Origin of the sequence: uncultured Lutibacter sp. (assembly GCF_947495725.1) — a bacterium.
Classification (GTDB): Bacteria; Bacteroidota; Bacteroidia; order Flavobacteriales; family Flavobacteriaceae; genus Lutibacter.
This window is the reverse complement of the sequence record NZ_CANLZZ010000007.1, coordinates 60,503-81,712: the sequence shown is the minus strand read 5'-3', so window position 1 is coordinate 81,712 and position 21,210 is coordinate 60,503. Positions and strand designations below refer to the sequence as shown.

Sequence of the window (21,210 nt, the reverse complement as noted above, 5' to 3'; positions counted from 1 at the left end):
AATCTAAGATTAAGAAAATTTAGTTACTAAAAAGCGTCTAAATAAACCCAATGCTCATTTTCTTTACAAAATTTTGAATTTTCATGAATTACCTCAATATTCTTATTTTCCATAAAAAAGGCTTTAAACTCAACCGTATTTTCTGTAGAATTTAAAACTTCAAGTCGAATCCATTTAACAGATTTTGTCCATTTTTCAATTTCTCTCTTTTCTTGTTTAGATGGGCGAGTAGAAGTGTGATGACTTTTTTGTAAGTAATTAATATTGGCAAGTACAAAAGCACTATATCTAGAGCGCATTAATTGTTCTGCACTTGTTACAGCCTGTATATTCTGATGTGCTTTTTGACAACAATCAACATATTTTTTATTTGGATTACAAGGGCATTGCATATGTGTTTAATTTGTAATTATTTATAGTTGTATAAAGTGTTAAACTCATTTAAAACAGTATAATTTTACTAAATAAATTAAGTACTTTCACTACCTTTGTAAATATAACAAATACCATTTTAAATTAATGTCAGTACTATTAGAATTTGCTATGTTTCCAACCGATAAAGGTGAGAGTATAAGTGCTTATGTAAGTAAAATAATACAAATGATTCGTGAAAGTGGAGTTACTTATCAATTAACGCCAATGGGTACTGTAATAGAGACCGAAACAATTGCGGAAGCACTAGCTATTGTACAGCAATCTTATGAAGTATTAGAGTTGGATTGTGATCGAGTGTATTCATCTCTTAAGTTTGATATTCGTAAGGGAAAAAGTAAATGTATGACCAAAAAAATAACTTCTGTAGAAAATATTATCGGAGAGGTAAATAAATAGTATTTATTTATCCGGAATTACAATTATTGCTAAAACCTTAACGGGTTTTGGCTAATATAAAATGAGTTTTTATGATATATTAATAATTATCTAAATCTATATCATCAATATTGTCAAAATTACTTTCATCATCAAAAGCATCAAAATTGTCTTCATCAGAATTTTCTCCAATAAATTCTTTTTCGGGAGCTTCGTCTGGAACATCACCAAAAGACAGTGCAATCAATGGTAATTCCTCTTCAGGATTTTCTATTATTTCAGACAATTCAATAAAAAATGTCCACATAGAAAAGAAATCATAAATATAAATAAGTTTTGCACCTTCTTTTCTTAACACTGTTGAAATTGTACAAGTTGCCATTGAAAATGAGTTTTCATCCTCAGACATATCGAATAATGGAATTTCTTCTCCTTGTTCCCAAGAATCGTCGCTTAAATAAAAAGAAGCCATTTCCTGACCTTTAAAACCAAACGATTTTGCAATAGTAAAATGCAATTCTTCTAAATTAAGAGTCTCATTTACAATAATATCTCTAAATACGTCTTTCTCGACATCTAATATTGCTCTAATTTTATAAGCCATTTTACTTTATACTTTTAAATTGCAAAGGTAGTATTTATAGTTTTAATTCTTATTTTTACCAACCAACTTTTAATTATGAATTCAAAAGAAGCAACTTTAAATAAACTTAATAAAATGTGTGAAAACACATTAAACGAAACTTTAAACATTGTTTATACCGATTTGGGTGAAGATTTTTTAGTAGCAACAATGCCTGTAAACTCTAGAGTGCATCAACCAGATGGGATTTTAAACGGTGGTGCAACAATGGCATTGGCAGAAAGTGTTGGTAGTCCAACATCAATATTAGCAATAGACCAAGAAAAGTATGCGGTTAGAGGAATCGAATTTTCTGCAAATCATTTAAGAAGCGTAAAAAGTGGAATGGTTACTGCAACTGCACGCATCATTCATAAAGGGAAAACAATTCATTTAGTTGAAATAAAAATAATAGATGATAGAAATAGAGTAATTTCTCTTTGTAAAATAACCAACTATATTTTAGCAAAATAGCTTTGAGTAAGCTTAAGAAAATACTCAAAATTTTAGTATTTATACTGCTATTTTTGCTAGTAGTAGCATATGGTGTTATCTATTATTTTTCAACACCAAAGTCAACCGAGCAACTGATAGAAGATTTTGCAGAGAAAGACACAAAAGTTTTTATCACAACAAAAAAGTTTCAAGAGTTTGATTACCGCGTTTTAACTTTTCAAAAAAAGATAGACACAACTTTACCAACGCTAGTTTTTGTGCATGGTTCTATAGGTTCGGCAAGTGATTTTAAAAAATATTTATCTGATAAAGATATTCAACATAACGCCAATTTAATAGCTTATGATAGAGTTGGTTATGGTGTTTTTAAAACTGGAGAAGTTAAGGAGTCTATAGAGTTTGAAAAGAATTTATTGGAAAGTTTAATCAACAATATTGATTCACAAAAAGTAATATTAGTAGGTTATTCTTATGGAGGTCCAATTGTTTTAGCTTCAAACAAAAAGTATAAAAAAATAGTATTACTTGCTCCGGCGGTTATTTCAAAGGTAGAACCAATGCCTTGGGCTTTAAACCTTTATAAGTGGGAAACAACAAGGTGGCTTATGCCAAAGGCTTGGCAAGCAGCATCAAAAGAAAAAATTTCTCATAAAAAAGACCTACTACATTTTGAAGGACTTTGGAATAATAACCCTTCAAAAATTATATGCATTCACGGAAATAATGATTGGATTGTGCCTTATGAAAATTCTACTATTTTAAAAGAAAAAATAGCACCAAATAAATTTGAATTAATTACATTAGATGGAGCTGGACACGACTTGGTTTGGAGTAATTTTAATGAAATTAGAGATATTTTATTACAACAATTAAATTAATGAAATTAGAATTTACGAATATTGTTTTTTTTGAAAAAATTTCATCTGTATTAGATGCACAACAGCCATTTGTTGCATATAGAAAGCCAAATTCAAAGGTAATTTCAGCTATTCACCAAAATAATAATGATTTAATTAAACTTGAAGATTATAATTCTTCAGGATTTATATTTGCTCCATTTAATAAGAATGAAACTAAAATCTTATTCCCTATAAGTAAAAGTGAACAATTTTTTACGCAGATAACTAACAATTTAGAAATTGTAGATTCTTCGTTAAAATTAGAGGATTCTTGTACAATAGAAGAAAAAGAAAAATATATTTTAAAAGTCAATAAGGCGGTTGATTTTATTAAAAATGGATTTTCTGAAAAGGTAGTTTTATCAAGAAAAGAAACTATTGCAATTGGCAAATCAACAATTACAACGGTTTTTAAAAGAATGCTAAACTCTTATAAAAATGCCTTTGTTTATTTATGGTATCATCCAAAGGTTGGTTTGTGGATGGGAGCAACTCCAGAGCAATTAATTGCTATTAAAAATAATAAGTTACAAACAATGTCTTTGGCCGGAACACAAAAGTTTAGTGGGACATTAGATGTAATCTGGGAAAAAAAGGAATTGGAAGAACAACAATTTGTAACAGATTTTATTGTTGAAAATATTAAAGATAAAATTAACAAATTAGAAGTTACAGGTCCAATTACAAGTAGAGCAGGAAGCTTAATTCATTTACGATCTGATATTTGTGGCGAGTTAAAATCGAAAAAAAGTTTAGAACAATTAATTAATGCTTTGCATCCAACACCTGCTATTTGTGGAATTCCTAAAAACGCGGCAACAGAATTTATAATGCAAAACGAAGAGTATGATAGGGAATTTTATTCTGGTTTTATGGGTGAAATAAATTGTAATAATGCATCTGCAATTTATGTTAATCTGCGTTGTATGAAAATTGAAAACCATAATGCAACAATTTATATTGGAGGAGGTTTAACTAAAGACAGCCAACCTGTAAAAGAGTGGGAGGAAACAGTTGCAAAAGCTGCAATTATGAAAAGTATGTGGTAATTTACTTTTGCATTATTCAATAATATTTATTTAAAAATCTACAATAAGTTTACGTAACTTTGTGCTTTCAAAAAATGAAGACTATTTAATGCCTCAATTTCCAATAAATGAACTTGCTCAATTAACAATTGCAACCTGTGTTGCGAGTAAAATTGAACACGTAGTAATTTCCCCTGGATCAAGAAATGCACCTTTAACCATAGGCTTTTCAAACCATCCAAAAGTTAAAACCTATAGTATAGTTGATGAGCGTTGTGCAGCATTTTTTGCTTTAGGAATAGCACAACAATTACAAAGTCCGGTTGCCATAGTTTGCACCTCAGGTTCGGCTTTGTTAAATTATTATCCGGCAATTGCAGAAGCATTTTACAGTAATATTCCGTTGGTAGTTATTTCAGCAGATAGACCAAAACATTTAATTGATATTGGTGATGGGCAAACTATACGACAAGAAAATGTTTTTGAAAATCATATGTTAGCGTCGGTTAGTTTAGACGAAAGTTTAAATATTGAAGGAAACATTAATGAAATGCTTTCGGAAATTATTAAAACTGCCATTTTAGAAAGTGGTCCTGTACATATAAATGTTCCTTTTGATGAACCTTTGTATGAAACTACCAGCAATATATTAAACTTCGAAACTTTTGATTATAGCTTCGAGGAAGAACCATTAAATGTGGATGATTTAGAGCAATTTGCCAAAATTTGGAATGCATCTGAAAAGAAAATGGTGTTGGTTGGAGAACATTATCCAAATGAACTTTTACAAATTCAATTAGAACATTTAACAAAAGATCCTTCGGTTTTAGTGTTAATTGAAAATACAGCCAATGTTTCTAATCCAAAGTTTATCAATAGTATAGATAAATTAATTTTTCCTTTGGAAGATAATGAACTGACTCATTTTCAGCCAGACATTTTGTTGAGTTTAGGAGGACTTATTGTTTCAAAAAAAATAAAACAACATTTACGTAAGTTTAAACCAAAACATCATTGGCACGTTGACCCAAAAAGAGCATTTGATACCTATCACAGTTTAAGTCATCATTTTAAATTAACACCTCAATTATTTTTTAGTCAGTTTTTCTTTTTAACAAAACCAACTGATAGTTTTTATCAAGAGTTTTGGTTGCATAAAAAAGAAATACGATTGAGTAAACACGCAGCATTTTTAAATGAATGTGCGTTTTCCGATTTAAAAGTAGTTGATACGGTTTTAAAATCAATTCCGGCTAATAGCCAGTTGCAAGTTTCGAATAGTTCAGTTATTAGATATACACAATTATTCGACATAAATAAATCGTTACGACTTTTTTGTAATAGAGGAACAAGTGGTATTGATGGAAGTACAAGTACAGCAATTGGAGCATCGGTAGTGGTTGATGCTAACACTGTTTTTTTAACAGGAGATATAAGTTTTTTTTACGATAGTAATGCGTTGTGGAATAGTTACATACCAATTACATTTAGAATTATTGTAATTAATAATGGAGGAGGAGGTATTTTCCGATTTATTCCAGGTCCGCAAAAATCGAATGCATTAGATTATTTTGAAACTCCACATAATTTAACTGCCGTACATTTGTGTAAAATGTATAATTTTGAATATGCAACGGCAACAAGTGTTGATGAATTAACAACTGGTTTAAAAGATTTTTATACAATTTCTGAAAAACCAAAATTATTAGAGGTATTTACTCCTCAAAAAGAAAACGATAAAATATTAAAAGCATATTTCAACAATTTAAAATAAAAGAAAATGGATTTAAAAGTAGGAGATAAAGTAGATTTAATTGTTGGTAGAAATTCAGCAATAGGTTTTACAGTTTTAGTAAATGAAGAGTTTGAAGGAATGCTTTATAAAAATGAACTGTATCAAAAAATAGCAGAAGGTGAAAAATTAGTAGGCTTCATTAAGAAAATTCGTGAGGATGGTAAATTAGATATTAGTTTACAAGCCCTTGGTTTTAAACACACAATTGTAAAAAATGAGATTGCTATTTTAAATGCATTAAGAAAAAATAATGGAGCTTTAGCATTGCATGATAAAAGCGACCCTAATGATATTAAACATCAATTAGGAATGAGTAAAAAAGCCTTTAAAAGCGCTATTGGTGGCTTGTTTCGTCAAAAATTAATTGTTATTTCAGAGGAAGGAATTAAGTTTGTAGAGCATATTGAATAAGGTCTTGAAACAAGTTCAGGATGTCTTTTTTTAGTGATGTTAGAAATATAAATCAATGCTTCTATTTCGCTAAACAGAATGTTAAAGGTGCTTTAAAGGTATTTCTTTTAAAACAGTTTTATAAGTTTAAGTCTTTTTTAAACCCTTTAGATAAACCGTTTTTATTCACCAAAATAGAAATGGTTTTTAGTTTAAAAAAAGCTTTACTCATATAAACATAACCATTATTTCCAATACGTTCACTATTGCCTCCCCAAGAGTTTTTTACTTTATAATACTCGTTTCCGTTTTGGTCCTTAACCATTCCAATAATGTGCATTAAATGATCGTCGGTAGTATTGTAATTTTCAAATTCTTGCTGTCTATATTCAGGTGTAATAGTTGTTTCTTTAACAATATATGTGAGTGCTTTTTTAGTGTCGTCTATGTTTTTTGGAATAACTGCAATTCCATATTTTGAAGAAAAAGTTGTTTCTGAAACATCACAATCTAAGGCAATAGAATAGCCTTTTTTTAAAGCTCTGTCTGTTATTTCAACTAAATCATTTAAAGAAACATTGTAAAAGTTTCCGTTTGAAAAATTATCAGGAATATTAAGAATAAAACTAGAGTTATAAGGTTGATGTAGAAATGAAGTTAAAGTAACGTAATTTGATGTATTGATTTTTGTTTTTTTAAGAAACGTTTTTGGATTGTAAGTAATATCATTATACACAAAATTATTAGGAGTTTTTCCTAAATGAACAGTTAAAATAGAATCTACCGAAGCTCTCCAATTTGGATATGCCGATTTCTCTCCATTTTTAATATAAGCATCCAATACTTTTTTTAGTTCAGGAATTATTAAAGCATGATTATGTTTAGATTCTCCTGCTTTTAATCCTGTAAAAGCACTTTCTGGAACCAATCCATAATTTTTTACCGAATTTAACACATCGTGTGCCAAGCCTCCTTCACTAAATTGTATTTTTCCTTGTCGCATCACATAATTCCAAGCTTTTGCAGGGTAGGTGTTACGAACATTATACATTTCTGATATGTCAATCATTTCACCAGTTTCTCTAAATATTTCAGATTCTAAAAATGAAGAGCCTGAAAAACTCCAGCAAGTACCAGTATTTCCTTGGCTTTTAACTGCAGAAGCTTCAATATCTACAACAGTTGTGAATTCGTATTTTTGTTCTAATGGTAAATTTACTTTTACCGCGTTACCTTCTTGAGCATAAAATAAAAAGGCAGTAAAAATTAAGGCTAGGGTTAAAATTGTTTGTTTCATTAATTTTCATTTGGAATTTCTTCAATATACGCGCCATCTCTTTTTTGAAGTACGCGTTCAATATTTTTATAATAGCCATCGGAGTTTGGATCTCCTTCAGCAAGTTTCATATAACCGCTTTTATAATATTTTAAAGCTAGTTTATATTTTTTACCAGTTTCATAATAGCGTCCAATGTAATAATCTCCTATGGCAGATTCTTTCTCTAATTTATTAATCATTTCGCCAAAGTTTTTTAAATAATCTCCATTTTCTTTATCCAATACTATGGACTCAATTGCAAAAATATCTTTTTCTCGTATTTTTAAATTACTTCCAAATAAATATTCAATTTCAACATATTTGTTTTCTAAATAGGCAATGGCATCGGCAGGAGACAAATCTTTTATATTTTGATCAAATTCTTCTTTTGAAATTGTCGAGTACATTTCAAAAATAAATGCCAAAGCATCTGGTATAGATTTTCCTATAGAAGCTGTTTTTGTGGTGTTTTTAAACTTTTCGTACTTGTATTTAAACTTTTCAATATTAAGAGAATCGAGCAATGAATTTGCATCGTCAATTAATGTTTCATATTTATCAGGATTATAGTCTCCATTACTTAGGTAATAATAAATATTTTCGTCTTTTAACGTTTTAACCTTTTCATTTAATACTAAAGGAATATCCAATCCAAAATATGGGTTGATGTTGATAAATGCATTAAAACTAGGGAATTGTTCAATTAAAAAATAGTTTGTGAAATTTGCAGTTAAGGTGTTTCCAATAATAGTTTTAAATGGAGAAATTCTATAATTTTCTTCAAGAAAACTAATAAGTTCAAGTTTTATAAACTGATAAAAAGCATCTCCCTCGGCAGTTGGCATACTGTTTTGTTCATTTATAGAACAATCTTGGTAACGTTCACCATAATGGTTTTGATTAATGCCAACTATAATTTGCTCAGGAGCTTTGTCTTTATTTGCAAATAAAATAGAATTTCCAACATATACATCAAATATAAATTCGGCATCTAAAACAATTGTTAAAGGATACATTTTAGTTTCTTCCGTAGCATAACTTGGGGGAACATAAATTTTTAAATACCGGTCATTTTGAAGTATTTCTGAACTGAATTTTTTTGTTTTAATATTTTGAGAATACACATTATAAGATAAACTTAAAATGAGTAGAGATACAATAAGTTTTTTCATTGTTGAAATTTATTTTTTTTAAAAGCCAAAACCTAATCCAAATTGAAAGCGCGGACCTTCATTGGAATTAAACATAGCTAAATTTAAGTTAATCATATTTGCTCCAACTAGCCAAAAACCACCACCATAAGATGTTTTCCAATCATTAGAACCTTCACCATCTAACCAAACTCTTCCGTAATCAAAGCCTCCAAACAATCCAAGTTGTAATGGAACCAATTCGGTTTTTACCTTTTTAAAACTCCAGCGGAGGTCTGTATTTTGGTAAAATGCTCTATTTCCAATAAAACGTTGGTTTCTGTAACCTCTTAATCCATCAAGGCCTCCAATACTTGCTGCATTATAAAACTCAAAAGTATCACCAATTATTATATTACCTTTAAATTTTGTTGCTAAAACAAGTTTTCCGTTTGGAACTAATTTATAATCAAACCCTAACGAAGGAATCACATAAGCGTTATTTTCATCGGTGTCTTCAATATTAGTTTTCCAGCCAGTTGTTATACTAAAACTCATTCCAAGTGTAGGAAATACGTAATTATCTGCGTTTTGATATGAATATGAGGCGTTTAAACCTGCATAATTTTTTCGTTCTTCAATATAATTGGGAACGGAATTTATGTATCTACCAGACGTGTCTTCTACTTCTAGACTTTCAAATGTAGCTCCTATACAAATTTTGGCACCCATTCTTCCAATCCATTTTAAAGTGGGTTTTGCTGCAATTGTACTTATTTTTACGCGATGGTAATCATCGCCAAGATCATCTTCTAAATTTATAGATTCATTTCCAAAACCATAATAGTTGATACTAAAATTTGGACTTGTAAAATTTGTTTGAATATTAAAATTCCAATTATTAAAAATATTTGCAAACTCAGCGCTATAATTTAAATCGTAACCATTGGTTGCTTTGTAAAAAGAAGCATCAATTATATGCTGTTGTGTAAACGGATTACGCTCAAAACCATAAACGGTAAATATATTATTGATTCCAATTTTTAAACCATCATCAGGATTAGACCCGATAGAAGGAATTAATTGATTTTGACTGTATTTTAACTTTTTATAATTATAATAATTGGTTTTGTATTTGTTGGTTAATTTTTTACGCCCTTTTGAAGTTTTAAAGATGTTTTTTTTCGATTTGTAATCGTAAATAGTAACACGTTTTCCGTTTTCAATTATGTATTCATCTTTGTTTTGTCCACCAACAATTCTTAATGGAATTGCATTTCTATTAAAATCTCCAGTAACCTTAAAAACATCTTCGTCATCCAAGCCATACAACCAAATTTCATTAGTTTCTGTATTGCTATATGTTTTATTTAAAATTTGAGATCCTTTATTACCGTTTTTAATATTATATAATTGAATGTTGGTTTTTCCGTTTGGCAATCGAGTTATATCAAACCAATTATCTTTGTCATTTCCTTTTACTACCACATATTTCGAAAAATGCTTGTAATAATCTTTCATTATTTGAGGTAGATTTTTCAATCTTCCTAATAGCTTTTGTTTAATTTTTTCTAAAGTTTTGTCTCGTACTTCAATCGGCATTTCTAAAAATGCTTCTTCAACTACTTTTGGGGTAATATTTTCTTGAATAAATTTTGCTTCCTTCTCCCAATCTTTAAAAGTTGCTTTAGATATTAGTGAAATATCTAAAGGATACGGTTCTAAATTAAACCATTTGGCATTTCTCATTTCATCGTCATAGACTTGCATTAATTTTAAAGCAGGTATTGTTCTTGTTAAAAAGCCTAAAACCAATCCGTCGTTTTTAGAAAAAGCTTGGTCTCTATCTCTTGGAACTGGTTTGTAAATTGTTTTTTTTCCATCTTCAAATGCTGCCCAACGCCATTGATCTTCATGTCTGTCCCAATCGCCAATTAACATATCAAATAAACGAGCTCTTATATATGTTTGTTCATCAACAATATAATCGTCAGATTTTCTTAGTTTTTTTAATAAGTCATCCGTGCTAATCAACTCGTTTGAATAACCAAAACTAGCTAAATCACTATGACCTTTTGTGGTTCGTTCTTCAATCATATACAATTCATTTCCAAATTCGGCATTAAAATGTTTTAAGGCATTTTGTTTTGGAATGTAATATAAAGTTGGATTTGTATGGTAAACGTCTATTGCATCGGCTAATTTGCCAATGGTAAAAGGAGCATAAGGATGCGCGGCGGTATAAATATCCAATAATAGTTTTTCGGCAAAAGTATCATCAAACTGACCTTCAATATAATCGTTTTTAAAAGCTACGGCTTGCATATACTGTGTGGCACTTTTTCGTAAAGCACGCATCACATACTCTTTTCCGTTTTTATCCTCTAGTCGAACGGAGCGCGATTGATTTCCACCACCTTTTCTTATAGGTTTTAATCCGCCCATAAGTGTGTCCAATAAAACTATTGGAGCGTTTACCTTTGTGCCATAATATGTTCTATAATGTTGTCCCCAAAGCGTTTTAAAAAAAGCACTTTTTTTTATTTCAGCTTCAGTGTAAATGGAAGCTGATTTTGTTTTTGGAAATTTAGAAGGATAGGTTGTTGTGATACTTTTTTCTGAAGAAGGGAAAATTTCTGTTGAGTATATTAATTTTTGTTCGTTATTTTCTTCGGTAAAGAATGAAACTATTGAAGCTCCATTTTTAAAAATATCCACTTTAGCATAACCTAATCCACCAAAAGAAAACCTACTTCCGTTTATAGTTCTAACAGGATTGATTTTTGAACCACCACCACTAACAATCTGTCGTAATCCATCTTTAATTATATATTGTAAATTATGCTCATGACCCGATACAAAAAGTGTTTTTTCAGCTGTTCGAGAAATGGTAACCAATCGTTTTTTTAATTCTAAATATATAGGGTTATTCATGTCTTGTGGAGAAATTCCACTTGTTTTACGTATAATATTGGCTACTGAACCTAAAATAGGAAGCGGAATACTTCCTTTTATAGGGTGTAATTGTTGTTTAATAGAACTTTGTCCGCCGTGATTTCCATTGCTAAACATTGGGTGATGTAATGCTATTACAATAGTTTTTGTTGCATTTTTTTTTATTAAACTTTCATATTCATCAAAAAACTTTTCTCGTGTTTTTATTTCACAATCGTCGTTCATTGTTGGGTTCTTATCCCAATTTTCTAAGTACCATTGTGTATCAACAATTATTAAAACCAATTCATCAGAAATTTCAATTTTTTCTAAAGGACATCCGTTTTCTGGCTGAAAAGTATTTTTACCAAGGTTTTTTTCAATATAATCTTGCTGTCTTTTCAATCCTTTTACACCTTCACTATAATAATCATGATTTCCCGGAATAAAAAGTGTGTTTCCATCATAGTTTTTAACCAATTCTATTTGAGCATTTAACCTATGTTCGGCTAAAGCACGTTTTGGATTATCTTTTTTCACCAATCCAACAGGGTAGAGGTTATCACCTAAAAATATGGCTGTTGAGTTTTTTGAAGCTTTACTTAATTCTTGTTTTAATAAGTTTAAATGTGACAGCGATTCGTTTAAATTTGCGTTTCCGGCATCACCAATTAAATAAAAGGTGTGTTCAATTTTGGAATTGTAACTTGGAATGTTTTGTTGCCAATTCAACTCGCTTCTCTTGTAATTTACTTTGTAAGTAGCACAACCTGAAAAGAATAAGGTAAGGATAAAAAGTGAAAGTTTTTGAACAAAAAAGCGACTCATAAATGGTATTTAGTTAAAACTCTAAAAGTACATAAATTTATGTATTTTTGAATAAACTTATTTTACAATGTTAGAAAATGCTTTATTGATTGAAGTTAAGGATTTTGTGTTTAATACCTTTAAAAATGAACTTTTACCTGAAGTTATATATCATAATTTTAATCATACTCAGTTTGTAGTAAATGCCGTAAATGAAATTGCCAAGGCCGAAAAGGTGAATGATAACGATTTAGAAATTGTTTTATTGGCTGCTTGGTTTCATGATATAGGATTTGTAAGAGATTATAAAAACCACGAGGAATATAGTAAAGAAATTGCTTCAAAATTTTTAAAAGAAAAAGGGGTTTCTGCTGAAAAAATAAGTAAGGTTTGTGAAATTATTGATGCCACAAAAATGCCACAATCACCAAAAAATAAATTAGGTGAAATTATTTGTGATGCAGATTTACAGCATTTGGGACAGGATTGCTTTAAAGAAAAAAGTAACCTACTACGTGCAGAATGGGAACAAAATTGTAACGAACAATTTACAGATATAGAATGGCTGAAAAAAAATGAAGGTTTTATAAAAGATCATAAATTTTTTACAAATTATGCTTTTAATAAATTTGAAGAGCAAAAAACGCAAAATTGGTTAAAAATAAAAAAAGACCTTAAAAAAAGCATTGTAAAAGAAAAAGAACAAAAACAAAAAGTAAAGCTTAAATCTGAAGATCAAAAACGTAAAAAAGAAAAAGAGGATAGACCTGAAAAAGGGATTGAAACTATGTACCGTGTTACGCTTAGAAATCATATAAAACTTAGTGATATTGCAGATACAAAAGCAAATATTTTATTATCAGTTAGTGCCATTATATTATCTATTGCACTTTCTAGTTTATTTCCAAAATTGGATAAGCCAGACAATGCTTATTTAGTAATTCCGACATTAATGTTTCTTGTTATGACAGTGCTAACCATGATATTTAGCATTTTATCTACACGTCCAAAGGTTACTTCGGGGAAATTCACAAAGGAAGATATAAAAAACAAAAAAGTGAATTTATTATTTTTTGGTAATTTTCATCAAATGGAATTAGAAGAGTTTCAAGAAGGAATGAAGGAAATAATGAAGGATCGTGATTATTTATACGAAACGCTTATGAAAGATTTGTATTTTTTAGGAGTTGTGTTGCAACGAAAATACAAATTATTAAGAATTGCATATACCATATTTATGGTTGGAATTATACTATCTGTTATAGCATTTATATTTTCATTCGAACTTTTTGGAGTTCCTATAGCAAGCGAAGTTTTAAGTAAAGTTTCTAACTAAGATTTTTGCTCTTCTTGTATGTTTTCTATAAAATCATCTATACAAGTTGAGCTTGCGTTTACTTCGTTGTAATTAACCTTTACACGCAGTGCTTTTAATCCAGAAATACCTTGCAACTCCTCTAAATCCACAAATTCAATTGGGTCACTTGTAATAAAATTATTAGACTGCAAAAAAGTAATGTATTTTAAATACTCTTGAGCATCTTTATGTTGGCTGTAAACAATAGCAATTTTTCCTGGTTGAGTTAAGCGCTCATCGGTGCCTTTTACAAGTGCCTTGTCAATTCGTTTTTTAATAATCTCATAACGAATATTATAGGCTCCATCAACATCAAAACGCTTTTCATCCATTCTAAATTTAATTGAAAGCGGATTGCTATGAATAAGTATTAAACTTGCTACTTCTAACGGATGCTGTAATTTCGATTTTAAATTATAAGCAACATTCTCAAGTTCGCACATCATTTGTAATTGCCACAAGCGTAAGTTTTCTAAATATATTTCATTATACGTATGGTTTTTAACTAGAGATTGCCCAATGTACATATTATAGTCAATACCATCAGTTTTATATCTTTCAAAATAATGAGGAAACATTGCTTGAGCTTCATCTTGTTTATCATCAATAAATTTTGCTAAAACTTCATTTAACTTATTAACACTGCCCTCGTATTCTTTTCTTTTTTCATAAACTACATGAATATCTGGGTCAATATGCGACATATATTCATCAACATCTGCTTTTATGTTAGAATCTAATTGTTTTAAATGATTGAAAGCTGGATAAATATCTCTTTGAAGAAAGTCTGTTAATGAAACTTCATCACCAGAGTTTAATCCCTTTCTAATATTTTGTAAACATTCTTTTATTCTAAAAAGCAAATCGTTGTAAATAGGTAAATTGTAAGTTAGCTTTGCTTTTTCAATAACTTTTGAAGCCAATTTTAGTTGCTTTACCAAATCTTGTTGAATAGCTTCATTTCTAGCAATGGAAGATCCTTTTATATCACTTTGCCCATATAAAGGAACCACATTTTCAAAAACTATATCATTTAAATTAATTTCGGCTTTTGAGTCAGCTTCTAACTTATAAAGGTACTCTTCAACTTCATCAAAAAACTTCCATTTTACTGAAGGATGTAATGAAGTGTAATTTTCTTGAATTATAGATTCTAGTTTATTCTCATATTCTTCCATGTAACGCTCAACCGCAATTTTGAATACAGGAATAACATCATTTAATTTATATGCATTTACAGAGTTAAGTTCATATTTATTAATAGAAACCAACTCTAAAATACCCATTATATCATCTTTTAATTTAATAGGTACCAATATTAAACTTTGAATAAGTTGGTCTTTTAAACTGTGATAAAATTTATTGTAGTTTGAAATTTTTCCATATTTTTCAACATCAGAAATAGCTATTAATTCCTTTTTTTTAAAAATTTGATTTAAAATACTTTCACAAAAGAAATCGGAACAAGAATTACTACACTCAGAATGTTTTATAAAGCTTTTTTCAGTTTTATGATTGTCAAAATTCACTCCATTTTGCACAAGGTTGTATGTAGAAAATCCAACTTTTATATTTTGAGAATTGTATAATTTTGAGATGCTTTTTTCGAGTTCAAAAAACGTATTTTCATCAACTCGTAAAAGATCTTCTTTAATTTTAGAAATAGAATGATCTGCCGAAACATCAAACAAATTCATAATTCCAAAACCTTCAAATAAGTAACTTTCTGGTGGGAATTTTTCAACCCATAAATCAATATTGTCAAAATTATCTAACAACTCGGCAATATCTTCTTGAGTTATTTTAGGTGCATTATCAAGCGGTGTAACTTGAAAAAAGTCACCGTTGTATAAAGATCTATAATGTTTTTCAATTCCATTTTTATCCGGAATATCAAAATAAAAAGGTCTTCTAAAATCAACCATTGTATCATAACAATAGGCTAAAATAAAAGTGCACGACATTATAAAAACTTTCGACTCATCATAATTACGTACTTGAAAATCGTAATCTTCACCTGCTTCGGCAATTATATTTTCAAATCTTCTTGATAGTTTAAATGAAGTAAAATCAAATGGAATAGTTGCAGCCTTTATTTCATTTGTTTGTAAAATATCTGGAAACAAAATATCAAGTAATCTATCAATTTGACTATTGTATTTTTCTAACAGCGTTAAATCTTCAAAACCTTCCTTTAATTCGGGAAATGCTTTCATTTCTTCTAACAAATTTTTTGCTGAAGCATTTAAAAAATGTTGATCTTCTTTAGAAACAAGTTCTAAATAATTAAAGATAGCTTTAAAACTAACCTTTAATTTTAATGGAAGTTCCCAATTTTTTTTATGTGATGTAGTAACTATTTTCATTCAAATGCTCTCTAGATAATTGCTTTGTCGTAATATTATTTGCAAATTTACAGTAAAATTAACAGTTATTAGTTTCCTTGCTATTAAGAAAACTAAATAAAACTATTTTATTAGTTTGTAACAATATATACAGAGGTGTGGTTTCTGTATTTTTTTTCAGAGATTACCCTTTAATTAAATAATAAAATAAACTATTTTTACCAGCAAATAAATGCCAATATGAGTACATTAAAATGGGAAACCGTTAGAGAATTTGAAGATATAACCTATAAAAAATGCAATGGTGTTGCGCGTATTGCGTTTAATAGACCCAATGTTAGAAATGCTTTTAGACCAAAAACAACAAGTGAATTATTAATTGCTTTTCACGATGCGCAAGAAGATACATCGGTTGGAGCAATTCTATTATCGGCCGAAGGACCATCAACAAAAGATGGAGTTTATAGTTTTTGTAGCGGAGGCGATCAAAAAGCACGAGGCCATCAAGGTTATGTTGGTGAGGATAATTATCATAGATTAAACATATTAGATGTTCAACGCCAAATTCGTTTTATGCCAAAAGTGGTTATTGCGGTTGTTCCAGGTTGGGCAGTTGGAGGAGGTCATAGTTTACATGTTGTTTGTGATATGACATTAGCTAGTAAAGAACATGCCATTTTTAAACAAACAGATGCAGATGTAACTAGTTTTGATGGCGGATATGGGTCAGCTTATTTAGCAAAGATGGTGGGGCAAAAGAAAGCTCGTGAAATATTTTTTTTAGGAAGAGATTATTCTGCTCAAGAAGCTTTTGAGATGGGAATGGTAAATGCTGTTGTTCCTCACGAAGAATTAGAAGCTACCGCCTATGAATGGGCGCAAGAAGTAATGGCAAAATCTCCAACCTCTATTAAAATGTTAAAATTTGCAATGAATTTAACTGATGATGGTATGGTGGGGCAACAAGTTTTTGCTGGTGAAGCAACACGATTGGCTTATATGACAGAAGAAGCAAAAGAAGGAAGAAACGCTTTTTTAGAAAAACGTAAACCCAATTTTGAGAAAAAATGGATTCCATAAAAGTTTTATTTTTCCATTCCATTTTAACATTTATTAGTACTGCAAAATCAGAAATCTTTTAACTTTAATCTTTTCAATTTATTAAAATGAAAATAATTTGTATTGGACGTAATTATGCTAAGCATATTGAAGAACTTCAAAATGAAAGACCAGAAAATCCGGTTGTTTTTCTAAAACCTGATTCCGCAATTTTAGCAAAGAAACAGCCTTTTTTTATTCCTCCATTTTCAAATGAAATTCACTATGAGGTCGAGGTTTTGGTTAAAATTAATAAAGTTGGAAAGTATATAGAAGAGAAATTTGCACATAAATATTACGATGAAATAGGACTTGGAATTGATTTTACAGCTCGAGATCTTCAAAATCAACTAAGAGAAAAAGGATTATCTTGGGAAAAATCAAAAGCATTTGATGGTAGTGCTGTTATTGGTGAATTTTATAAGAAAGAAAGTTTAGGAGATTTAACTAATTTGGAATTTACGCTACATAAAAATGAAGAATTGGTCCAAAATGGAAATACAAATGCAATGTTGTGGACAATTGATGAATTGATAGCTTATGTTTCTCAATTTTTTACACTAAAAAAGGGTGATATACTTTTCACTGGAACTCCTGCAGGAGTTGGAAAGGTTAGCGAAAATGATATTTTAAAAGGAACAATAGCAAATAAGCAAGCTTTTTCAATAAAAATTAAATAATAATTTATTTTTTAATCTAATAAACCAATTGTAACACTTAATAACATAATTGTTCTACTTGTTGGGTTTTGACTGAAGTACTTTTGGGTTAAAATTTAAATTAAATGAAAGTAAAACATAAATTGTTTTTGCTTGTAGCATTTTTTATGCTGAGCAGTATTTATTCCAAAAACATTTACGTAGCAAAAGATGGTGACGATTCTAATCCAGGAACCGAAGAATTACCTTACCTAACAATTTCTAAAGCAGCAAGTATTGCCGTTGCAGGTGATGTTGTTTTTATTAAAGAAGGTACTTATGAAGAAACCTTAAAACCTTCAAATTCAGGAACAGCGGGAAGCCCTATTATTTTTCAATCTTATCCAGGAGATAAAGTTATTATAAGTGCTATGGAAGCTCTTTCTGGATGGACCCAAGATTCTGGTAGTATTTATAAAACCACAATTCCTTTCAATGGCTTAGGCCAGCAGAATTTTGTTATGAATGGAGAAACTGCCCTTGATTTGGCACGTTGGCCAAATAAAACTGTTGGAGATAGTCCATTCGATTTAAATACCTTAAGAAATACAGGAGGAAGTGATGGAAGTGTTATTTCTAATGCTTACTTAACTGAATCTAGTATTCCTAGTCACGATTGGACAGGTGGTGCTGTTTGGTTCTATGGAGATAAACCTGGATCTGGTTGGATTGCTTGGAAAGCGACAATAACAAGTAGTTCTGGTGGAAGAGTTAATTTTAATTTAAATAAAAACCCTGACTGGATTAGAACATTTCATGCTCCGGCAGATTTGGGAGACTTTTATTTAGAAGGTGTAAAAGATGCATTAGATTATAAAAATGAATGGTATTATAACGCTTCAACTAAAGAGTTATTTATCCAATTGCCTAACGGAACTGCTCCAGTTGATGGCGTAGTAAAAATGAGAAGAAGAATTGAAACTATCAACTTAAAAGATAAAAAGTACATCGAAGTTAGAAATTTAGCTGTTTTTGGTGGAAGTATTAATTTAGAAGATTCATCAACTTGGCAAACCAATGATCGAACTACAAATAATGTATTGTATGGTATTTCATCTTTCTACGGAAATCATACACAAGGAATTGTTTCAGGGTTTAATGCCAACTCTCCTAGTATAAGTGTTCAAGGACAAAACAATACCATTGAAAAGAGTGAAATTGCTTTTAACGCAGCATCTGGTATACAAGTTAGAGGTAATAATCATATTATTAAAGATAATAGAATTCACGATTTTAACTTTTTAGGATCTTATGATGCTCCTGTTGTTATTAGAGGAATCACCAATACAAAGTTTTTACAAAATGAAGTATTCAATGGTGGTAGAGATGGAATTAACTACAGTGGAGAAAACAATGAATTGGCTTTTAATGACATTTCAAGAAGTAATTTAATCGCTGATGACTGCGCCTTATTTTATACAGTTGGTAAACAATCAGGTACTGAAATTCACCATAATTGGTTTCATGATGCTGCTTCAAGTGGTGATAAGAAAAAGGCTGCTGGTATTTATTTAGATAATAATGCCGAAGGTTTTTCTGTACACCACAACGTTGTTTGGAATACTGAATGGTCTAGTATTCAAATAAACTGGAATGGGAAAGATCTTGATATTTTTAACAATACCCTATGGGATGGCTCTCAAGTTATGGGAGCTTGGCATAAAGATGGAACATCCTTTTCAAATGTTAAAGTTTGGAATAATTTAGGAAGTGATGATAATTGGGAACCTCAATCTGATAAACAAAATAATTTAGTAGTTTCTGCAGACGTTTTTAGTAGTATAGATGGAGGTGATTTTCAATTAAAAGCTGGAACAAGCCCAATAGACGCAGGAAAAGTAATTGATGGAATAACTGATGGTTATACCGGAGCTAACCCAGATGTAGGTGCTTATGAAAACGGAGGTGATAATTGGGTAGCAGGAATAACTTGGGATCCAAAGTATAGTCCAACTGGTTTAGGTTGTTATGGGCTCCCAGGTGAAGATTGTATTCAGTTGCCAGCTGAAGACCAAGATAATGATGGTGTGGCAGATGAATATGATGAGTGTCCAGATACTCCAACGGGAACAACTGTTAATACTAAAGGGTGTTCAGTTTTTGAATTGGATGCTAATAATTTTAAAGTTTTAGTTTCGGGTGAAAATTGTGCAAATAGTAATAATGGTTCAATAACAATAACTTCAATTGAAAATTTACCTTTTACAGCTAAAATAGTAGAAGCTGCTCTTGAGAAAAACTTTACAACAAATGTTGTTTTTGATAATTTGAGTGCTGGTGATTATACAATTTGCATTACAACTTCCGAAAATGCTGCATTTAAGCAATGTTTTAATTTAAAAGTAACTGAGCCTGAGCCTTTGAGCGTTTCATCTAAAGTAAATAAGGCAGGTAAAGAAGTGATACTCGATTTAGAAGGTGCAGATCGCTATCGGATTGAACTCAATGGAGTAGTTTCTATTACCGACAAGAATATTTATAAGTTAAACCTTAATTATGGTGAAAATAACTTGCGTATTACAACTGATTTAGATTGCCAAGGAGTATATAATGAAAAAATAAATGTATTTGATTCTGTTACAATTTATCCGAATTCGGTTAATAATAGTTTTACAATTGCTTTGCCAAATACAAGTTTTGGACAGGAGCTAAGTTATCGAATTGTGTCAGTTGAAGGAAAACTAATTTATCAAAAGAATTTAGTGATAAAAAATGATAAAATAAATGTAAATGTTGAGAGTCTAGAAAGTGGAATATACTTTATTCAAATAGTTTCTTCAACAATAAATTCTCAATCTAAAATTATTAAAGAATGATAATTAAATTAAAAAAAATAGCTGTTTTAACCTTAGTTTTATCTGTAATGGCTTGCGGAGGTGGTGGCGATGATATTGATGAGCAACCAATTGTTGAATCTCCAGAGGCGGCAATATTAATATCACCATTAAAAAATGCTGAATGTAATCAAGGAAATATTGTTTCAGAAACTAAAAGTAATGTTGATTTTGAATGGAATGCTTCAAAAAACACAAGCACTTATACTGTTGTTTTGACCAATTTAGATTCTAATCAAGCAACTGAGAGTTCAACATCTGGGACGCAATTAACAATGACATTATTGAGAGGTGTGGCTTATTCTTGGAAAGTAATTTCTAAAGCATCTGGAACTTCTGCAACAGCTACAAGTGAAACATGGAAATTATTTAATGCGGGCTTACCGGTTGAAAATTACGCCCCATTTCCAGCAGATGCGGTAAGTCCAACAATTGGAGGGATAAGTAATTCAAACGCTTCATTAGAATGGGTAGGAAGTGATGCTGATGGAGATATTGAGTCTTACGATGTGTATCTTTCAACAACAAATCCACCAAGTACTTTAATTCAAAATACAACAAGTACTAAAATAGATAATTTAACCTTAAATGTAGATGAGGTGTATTATTGGAAAATTATAACAAAAGATAGTTATGGTAATAGTTCTGAATCACAAATATTTGATTTTAGAACTCAATAAAAAAAGCAG

At 30.0% G+C, this 21,210-nt stretch carries 17 protein-coding genes; 11 read left to right on the top strand and 6 right to left on the bottom strand.

Features of this window, described 5'->3' with window-relative positions; genetic code table 11:
* Positions 1–26 precede the first annotated feature (26 nt).
* Positions 27–392, bottom strand: coding sequence for a YchJ family metal-binding protein (locus Q0776_RS15370; protein WP_298370164.1), 366 nt, complete (start codon positions 390–392; stop codon positions 27–29).
* Positions 393–519: 127 nt separating this feature from the next.
* Between Q0776_RS15370 and Q0776_RS15365 the strand changes: the two genes are divergently transcribed.
* A complete protein-coding gene (locus Q0776_RS15365) occupies positions 520–831 on the top strand; it encodes an MTH1187 family thiamine-binding protein (RefSeq protein ID WP_298370161.1) in 312 nt (103 codons plus the stop codon).
* Between the two features lie 79 nt (positions 832–910).
* Here Q0776_RS15365 and Q0776_RS15360 read toward each other — a convergent pair whose 3' ends face one another.
* Positions 911–1,414, bottom strand: coding sequence for a hypothetical protein (locus Q0776_RS15360; protein ID WP_298370159.1), 504 nt, complete (start codon positions 1,412–1,414; stop codon positions 911–913).
* A gap of 75 nt (positions 1,415–1,489) precedes the next feature.
* On the opposite strand from Q0776_RS15360, the gene Q0776_RS15355 reads away from it, so the two are divergent.
* The 5 genes from Q0776_RS15355 (at position 1,490) to Q0776_RS15335 (ending at position 6,021) form a co-directional block, all read left to right on the top strand.
* Entirely contained in the window at positions 1,490–1,906 is a 417-nt protein-coding gene (locus tag Q0776_RS15355) for a PaaI family thioesterase (protein ID WP_298370156.1), read from the top strand.
* Positions 1,907–1,959: 53 nt separating this feature from the next.
* Entirely contained in the window at positions 1,960–2,766 is an 807-nt protein-coding gene (locus Q0776_RS15350; protein WP_298370154.1) for an alpha/beta hydrolase, read from the top strand.
* Positions 2,766–3,836, top strand: coding sequence for a chorismate-binding protein (locus Q0776_RS15345; protein ID WP_298370152.1), 1,071 nt, complete (start codon positions 2,766–2,768; stop codon positions 3,834–3,836). Before Q0776_RS15350 ends, Q0776_RS15345 begins: the two co-directional genes overlap by 1 nt.
* Before the next feature lie 88 nt (positions 3,837–3,924).
* Positions 3,925–5,589: a 2-succinyl-5-enolpyruvyl-6-hydroxy-3-cyclohexene-1-carboxylic-acid synthase gene (menD, locus tag Q0776_RS15340; RefSeq protein ID WP_298370149.1), complete on the top strand. Its 1,665-nt coding sequence runs from the start codon at positions 3,925–3,927 to the stop codon at positions 5,587–5,589.
* Between the two features lie 6 nt (positions 5,590–5,595).
* The gene (locus tag Q0776_RS15335) at positions 5,596–6,021 is read left to right on the top strand and encodes a DNA-binding protein (RefSeq protein ID WP_298370147.1); all 426 of its coding nucleotides are present in this window, start codon (positions 5,596–5,598) and stop codon (positions 6,019–6,021) included.
* A gap of 118 nt (positions 6,022–6,139) precedes the next feature.
* Here the strand turns inward: Q0776_RS15335 and Q0776_RS15330 are convergent, their stop codons facing one another.
* From Q0776_RS15330 to Q0776_RS15320, 3 genes are read right to left on the bottom strand one after another with little or no spacing between them, the layout of a single operon-like run.
* The gene (locus tag Q0776_RS15330) at positions 6,140–7,297 is read right to left on the bottom strand and encodes a C1 family peptidase (RefSeq protein ID WP_298370144.1); all 1,158 of its coding nucleotides are present in this window, start codon (positions 7,295–7,297) and stop codon (positions 6,140–6,142) included.
* Positions 7,297–8,490 carry an alpha/beta hydrolase-fold protein gene (locus Q0776_RS15325; protein ID WP_298370141.1) on the bottom strand — a complete coding sequence of 398 codons (1,194 nt, stop codon included), beginning with the start codon at positions 8,488–8,490 and terminating at the stop codon, positions 7,297–7,299. The genes Q0776_RS15330 and Q0776_RS15325 overlap by 1 nt, the downstream gene beginning before the upstream one ends.
* 18 nt (positions 8,491–8,508) lie before the next feature.
* Complete coding sequence (locus tag Q0776_RS15320) at positions 8,509–12,210, bottom strand: metallophosphoesterase (protein WP_298370138.1); 3,702 nt, start codon at positions 12,208–12,210, stop codon at positions 8,509–8,511.
* Between the two features lie 67 nt (positions 12,211–12,277).
* Here Q0776_RS15320 and Q0776_RS15315 point away from each other — a divergent pair, with 67 nt between their 5' ends.
* The gene (locus Q0776_RS15315; RefSeq protein ID WP_298370136.1) at positions 12,278–13,525 is read left to right on the top strand and encodes a Pycsar system effector family protein; all 1,248 of its coding nucleotides are present in this window, start codon (positions 12,278–12,280) and stop codon (positions 13,523–13,525) included.
* Here the strand turns inward: Q0776_RS15315 and Q0776_RS15310 are convergent.
* A complete protein-coding gene (locus Q0776_RS15310) occupies positions 13,522–15,912 on the bottom strand; it encodes a GAF domain-containing protein (protein ID WP_298370133.1) in 2,391 nt (796 codons plus the stop codon). The genes Q0776_RS15315 and Q0776_RS15310 overlap by 4 nt on opposite strands.
* A 219-nt stretch (positions 15,913–16,131) precedes the next feature.
* On the opposite strand from Q0776_RS15310, the gene Q0776_RS15305 reads away from it, so the two are divergent.
* The 4 genes from Q0776_RS15305 to Q0776_RS15290 all read left to right on the top strand — a co-directional run bounded on the left by Q0776_RS15305 (position 16,132) and on the right by Q0776_RS15290 (position 21,201).
* Complete coding sequence (locus Q0776_RS15305) at positions 16,132–16,971, top strand: 1,4-dihydroxy-2-naphthoyl-CoA synthase (protein ID WP_298370131.1); 840 nt, start codon at positions 16,132–16,134, stop codon at positions 16,969–16,971.
* Positions 16,972–17,057: 86 nt separating this feature from the next.
* Positions 17,058–17,669: a fumarylacetoacetate hydrolase family protein gene (locus Q0776_RS15300; RefSeq protein WP_298370130.1), complete on the top strand. Its 612-nt coding sequence runs from the start codon at positions 17,058–17,060 to the stop codon at positions 17,667–17,669.
* A gap of 104 nt (positions 17,670–17,773) precedes the next feature.
* Positions 17,774–20,503 (top strand): T9SS type A sorting domain-containing protein, encoded by a 2,730-nt coding sequence (locus tag Q0776_RS15295; RefSeq protein ID WP_298370129.1) that lies wholly within the window; start codon positions 17,774–17,776, stop codon positions 20,501–20,503.
* Complete coding sequence (locus tag Q0776_RS15290) at positions 20,500–21,201, top strand: hypothetical protein (RefSeq protein WP_298370126.1); 702 nt, start codon at positions 20,500–20,502, stop codon at positions 21,199–21,201. The genes Q0776_RS15295 and Q0776_RS15290 overlap by 4 nt, the downstream gene beginning before the upstream one ends.
* The last annotated feature ends 9 nt before the right edge of the window (positions 21,202–21,210 follow it).